Origin of the sequence: Immundisolibacter sp., from assembly GCF_028696615.1 — a bacterium.
Taxonomy (GTDB): domain Bacteria; phylum Pseudomonadota; class Gammaproteobacteria; order Immundisolibacterales; family Immundisolibacteraceae; genus Immundisolibacter.
Genome location: NZ_JAQVGQ010000194.1, coordinates 1 through 5,170 on the forward strand (window position 1 = coordinate 1; position 5,170 = coordinate 5,170).

5 protein-coding genes and 1 pseudogene are annotated in these 5,170 nt (G+C 70.5%); 5 read left to right on the forward strand and 1 reads right to left on the reverse strand.

Annotated elements, in window-relative coordinates; genetic code table 11:
- Positions 1-505 (reverse strand): annotated as a pseudogene (locus PHC73_RS11350) (SDR family NAD(P)-dependent oxidoreductase); the annotation flags it as partial.
- A 204-nt stretch (positions 506-709) separates the two neighbouring features.
- Between PHC73_RS11350 and gstA the strand changes: the two are divergent.
- From gstA to speE, 5 genes are all read left to right on the forward strand, one after another.
- The gene (gene gstA, locus PHC73_RS11355) at positions 710-1,318 is read left to right on the forward strand and encodes a glutathione transferase GstA (RefSeq protein WP_300128187.1); all 609 of its coding nucleotides are present in this window, start codon (positions 710-712) and stop codon (positions 1,316-1,318) included.
- A 177-nt stretch (positions 1,319-1,495) separates the two neighbouring features.
- Positions 1,496-3,256 (forward strand): arginine--tRNA ligase, encoded by a 1,761-nt coding sequence (gene argS, locus PHC73_RS11360; protein ID WP_300128191.1) that lies wholly within the window; start codon positions 1,496-1,498, stop codon positions 3,254-3,256.
- The gene (locus tag PHC73_RS11365; protein ID WP_300128194.1) at positions 3,256-3,909 is read left to right on the forward strand and encodes an SPOR domain-containing protein; all 654 of its coding nucleotides are present in this window, start codon (positions 3,256-3,258) and stop codon (positions 3,907-3,909) included. Before argS ends, PHC73_RS11365 begins: the two co-directional genes overlap by 1 nt.
- A gap of 65 nt (positions 3,910-3,974) precedes the next feature.
- Positions 3,975-4,457: an arginine decarboxylase, pyruvoyl-dependent gene (locus PHC73_RS11370; protein ID WP_300128197.1), complete on the forward strand. Its 483-nt coding sequence runs from the start codon at positions 3,975-3,977 to the stop codon at positions 4,455-4,457.
- 3 nt (positions 4,458-4,460) lie between these two features.
- A partial coding sequence (speE, locus tag PHC73_RS11375) for a polyamine aminopropyltransferase (protein ID WP_300128199.1) occupies positions 4,461-5,170 on the forward strand: 710 nt, incomplete at its 3' end.

Sequence of the window (5,170 nt, forward strand, 5' to 3'; positions counted from 1 at the left end):
GCAGGCTGCGCAGCATCGGCCCGTCGGCGGCGCCGTACAAGCCCGCCGGGCGCAACACCACGCCCGGCAGGCCACTGTCCTGCAGCAGGGCCTCGGCGCGCAGCAGGCTCGCGGTTTGGGCATCGCGCGCGGTCACCGGCGAGTCCTCGTCCACCCAGCCGCCGTCGGCTTGCGCATAACAGCGCGTGCTGGTCACCAGCAGCACGCGCCGCGGCGGCATCGCCTGCGCCGCGAGCGCCCGCAGCAGGTTGGCGAACGCGGTTTCGTACACGGCGCGATAGGCGGCCGCGCCGCCGTCATCCGGCGCGGCGCAGAACACCACTTGCTCTACCGGCGGCAGCCGCGGCACGCCGGCGGCCAGATCGCAGGCCAGCGGCGCGATGCCTGGCGCCGACAGCGCACCGCGGCGCAGGCCGAACACGACATGCCCCTGCGCCAGCAGCAGACGCCCGACACGCTGGCCGAGGTCGCCGCAGCCGGCGATCAGGACGCGTTCGGACGCCATCGCGCAGGCCCGGCCAGGCGCATCCGGCAGTCACACCGCCGCCGGCCGCATCGGTTACGCTTGCGCGCGGCGGGCGTGGCCATGTCCTCGCCGCGCTCGACCCACCGCGCCCGGCCACACGGCCGTCGTGGTGCGGCAATGGCGCACATCGCCGCCGGCGCCGTCCATCCTTTCAACGGCACATTCAAGAGCAAGGAGCGTTCCATGAAGCTGTATTACACCCCCGGTGCCTGTTCCATGGCCCCGCACATCGCCCTGCGCGAGGCCGGCTTGAAATTCGACCTCGAAAAGGTCGACCTGATGACCAAAAAGACCGAATCGGGCGCGGACTTCACCGCCATCAACCCCAAAGGCTACGTGCCGGCGCTGCAGCTCGACAACGGCCAGGTATTGACCGAGGTCGGCGTGGTGCTGCAGTACATCGCCGACCAGAAGCCGGGCAGCGGACTGGCCCCGGCCGCCGGCACGCTCGAGCGCTACCGCCTGATGGAGATGCTGAACTTCATCGCCACCGAGCTGCACAAGAACTTCGGTCCGCTGTTCAACCCGGCGGCCACCGACGACGCCAAAAAAGCGGCCGTCGAGACGATCGGCAAGCGCCTTGGCTACCTCGACCAGCAGCTGGCCGGCAAGCAGTATCTGCTCGGCGACACCTTCACGGTGGCCGACTGCTACCTCGCCACCGTGCTCGGCTGGTGCCAGTACGCCAAGCTCGACCTGTCGGCGTGGCCGAACATCGGCGCCTACGCCGGCCGCGTGATGAGCCGCCCGGCGGTGATCGAGACGATGAAGGCCGAAGGCCTGATGGGCTGACCGGCTATCTGCCGATGCGGCGCGGGCCACACCCGCGCCGCACCGCGTCGAACCTGAAACACGTTGATTTTGCCTGTGCGCGCCGCCCGGCGGCGCCACCGAGGCGGCGCCGGTTCGCTGGCAACGGCCTGCTAGAATTGCCGGCCGATCCGCCTTCTCATTGCGCAGGAATCCGCTTTGCGTTCACTGCTCCAGTCCCTCGTTGCCGACGCCCTGACCCGCCTGCAGCAGGAGGGCGTGATTGCTGCCGCCCCGACCACCGACGACGTTCGCATCGAGCACACGCGCGACAAGGGCCATGGCGATTTCGCCAGCAACGTGGCGCTGACGCTGGCCAAGGCCGCGCGCAGCGCGCCGCGGGCGCTGGCCGAGCGCATCGTCGCCGCGCTGCCGGAACACCCCGCCATCGAGCGGGTGGAGATCGCCGGCCCCGGCTTCATCAATTTCTTCCTGCAGCCGGACGCGCAGCTTGGTGTGTTGCTGGAGGTGCTCGCCGCGGGCGACGCCTACGGCCAAAGCCGCATCGGCGCCGGGCAGCGCGTGCATCTCGAGTTCGTGTCGGCCAACCCGACCGGGCCGCTGCACGTGGGCCACGGCCGCGGCGCGGCGTACGGCTCCAGCCTCGCCAACCTGCTGGCGGCGGCCGGCTTTACGGTGGAGCGCGAGTACTACGTCAACGACGCCGGCCGGCAGATGGACATCCTGGCCGTCAGCGTGTGGCTGCGCTACCTGCAGTTCCAGGGCGAGGAGATCGACTTCCCGTCCGGCGGCTACCGCGGCGACTACGTCAGCGCCATCGCCACCGACTTCGAGCAGGCGGTGGCCGACACCTTCCGCCGCCCGGCCAGCGCCGTGCTCGACGGCCTGCCGGCGGACGCACCCGCCGGCGGCGATGCCGATCGCTACCTCGACGCGCTGATCGCCCGCGCCAAGGAACTGCTGGGCCCGGTCGACTACGGGCGCCTGCACCGGCATGGCTGCGACACCATCCTGGCCGACATCGACGACGACCTGACCGCGTTTGGCGTCAGCTTCGACCGTTGGTACCGTGAAAGCTCGCTGGTGGACAGCGGCGCGCTCGACCGCGCCATCCAGGCGCTGCGCGCGGCCGATCAGCTGTACCTGAAGGACGGCGCCTGGTGGTTTAGGGCCACCGCCTTCGGCGACCGCCAGGACCGGGTGGTGATCCGCGACAACGGCGAGCCGACCTACTTCGCCAGCGACGTCGCCTACCACCTCGACAAGCTCGCGCGTGGCTACGACCGCCTGATCGACATCTGGGGCGCCGACCACCACGGCTACATCGACCGCATCCGCGCCGCGCTGCGCGCGCTGCACGGCAGCGACGACGCGCTCACCGTGCTGCTGGTGCAGTTCGCGGTGCTGTACCGCGGGCTCGAGAAAGTGTCCATGTCCACCCGCAGTGGCGAGTTCGTGACGCTGCGCGCGCTGCGCGACGAGGTCGGCAGCGACGCGGCGCGGTTTTTCTACGTGCTGCGCAAGTGCGACCAGCACCTCGACTTCGACCTCGAGCTGGCCCGCTCGCACAGCAACGACAACCCGGTCTACTACGTGCAGTACGCGCACGCGCGCATCGGCTCGGTGCTGCGCCAGCTCGCCGAGCGCGGCCTCAAGTACGAGCAGCCGGATGCGGACGGCCTGGGCGTGCTGGTCGAGCACCCGGAACTCGATCTCGCCGCCGCGCTGGCCCGCTACCCCGAGCTGATCGAATCGGCCGCGCTGGCCTACGAGCCGCACCAGATCGCCTATTACCTGCGCGAGCTGGCCGGCTTGTTCCACGCCTACTACAACCACCACCCGTTCCTGGTGGACGACGCCGCGCTGCGCAACGCGCGTCTGACGCTGGTGCTGGCGGTGCGTCAGGTGCTCAGAAACGGCCTGGCGCTGCTCGGCGTGTCGGCACCGGAGCAGATGTAGTGGCCGGCAAGCGGCGCGGCGCCCAGCGCACCGGCAACGGCGCCGCCTGGGCGCGGGGATTTTTCACCGGCATCGCCAGCGGCGGCATCGCGGCGGCGGCGCTGTACTTTGCCGTGCTGAGCCCGCGGCCGGCGGACCAGCCGGCGCCGCCGGCCGCCACCAAAAACACCGCCGACGGCGCCAAAACCATCGCCGGCCCCAAGCCGAAGTTCGAGTTCTACACCATCCTGCCGGAACTCGAAGTGCCGGTGCCGGACCAGCCATCCGGCGAGGCGCGCCAGGCCAGCGTGCCGCCAGCGCTGCGCGAACCACCAGCGGCGCCGTCGGGCAGCCCGGCGCCCGGTGCCACGGGCGCCCCGGCGGCCGCGCTGCCGCCGGCCGAACCGCTGACACCAACGCCGCCGCCCACCGGCGGCGGGCGCTACATCCTGCAGGCCGGCTCCTCGCGCAGCGCCGCCGACGCCGAGCGCCTGCGCGCCAGCCTCGCCCTGCAGGGCATGGCAGCGCAGGTGCAGGCGGTCACCGTCAACGGCGAGACCTGGCACCGCATCCGCGTCGGCCCGTTCGCCAGCCGCGCCGAGGCCGACGCCGCGCAGCGCCAGCTGCGCAGTGCCCGCATCAACACCTTGCTGCTGGAACTGCGTAACCCCTGACGCACGGCTGCCATGTCGTCACTGCAGGATTGCTCGTTTCGATCTACCCGGAGAACCCCGTCGCCATGATCACCCAGACCCCCACCCTGCATGCCTTCGTGTCCGGCCGCAGCGAGGGCTTCACGCCGCTGAACGCCTTCGACGGCGCGCTGCTGGATGCCGGCGTCGGCAACACCAACCTGGTCAAGATGTCGTCCATCGTGCCGCCGGCCACGCGTGAGGTCGCCGTGGCCGAGATGCAACTGCCGCCGGGCGCGCTGGTGCCGATCGCCTACGCGGCGATGGAATCGGACATCCCGGGCTCGATGATCTGCGCCGCCGTGGCGGCCGCCTGGACGCACGACCCGACCAAGCCCGGCCTGATCATGGAGTACCACGCCCACGGCCACCGCGAGGACGCCGAGCGGGTGGTGCGGCGCATGGCCGAGGAAGGCATGAAGATGCGCGGCTGGGACGTGCGCGAGATCAAGTCGCTGGCCATCGACATGCAGGTCGAGAAGATCGGCTGCGTGTTCGCGGCCGTCGTGCTGTGGCACCACGGGAGCTGAGCCATGCTGGACGAGACCTGGTACACCGAACAGTGGGCCGGCGAGGGCAGCGCCATCTCGCTGGAGATCAAGGACAAGGTCCACGATTTCCAGTCACCCTACCAGCGCGTGGAAGTGTTCGAGACCACGCGTTTTGGCAAGCTGATGACGCTCGACGGCCTGGTCATGGTCACCGAGCGCGACGAGTTCGTGTACCACGAGATGCTGGTGCACCCGGCGCTGTTCACGCATGCCAACCCGAAGCGCGTGCTGATCATCGGCGGCGGTGACTGCGGCACGCTGCGCGAGGTGCTCAAGCACGACAGCGTGCAGCAGGTGGACATGGTGGAGCTCGACCAGGCCGTCACCGACGCGGCCGCCATCCACTTCCCCACCCTGCACGCGGCGAGCTTCGACCCGCGCGCGCGCCTGTACTTCCAGGACGGCATCGCCTGGGTGGCGGACGCCGAGCCCGGCAGTTACGACGTGATCCTGATCGACTCCACCGACCCGGTCGGCCCGGCGCAGGGCCTTTTCAGCGTCGAGTTCTACCGCAACTGCCAGCGCGCGCTGGCCGAGGGCGGCGTGCTGGCGGCGCAAAGCGAGTCGCCGCTGTTCCATGCCGAGCTCATCCGCGCCATGCAGCGGGATCTCAAAGCCGCCGGCTTCGCCGACGTCGCCACGGTGGATTTCCCGCAGTGCACCTACCCGTCCGGCTGGTGGAGCGTGACGCT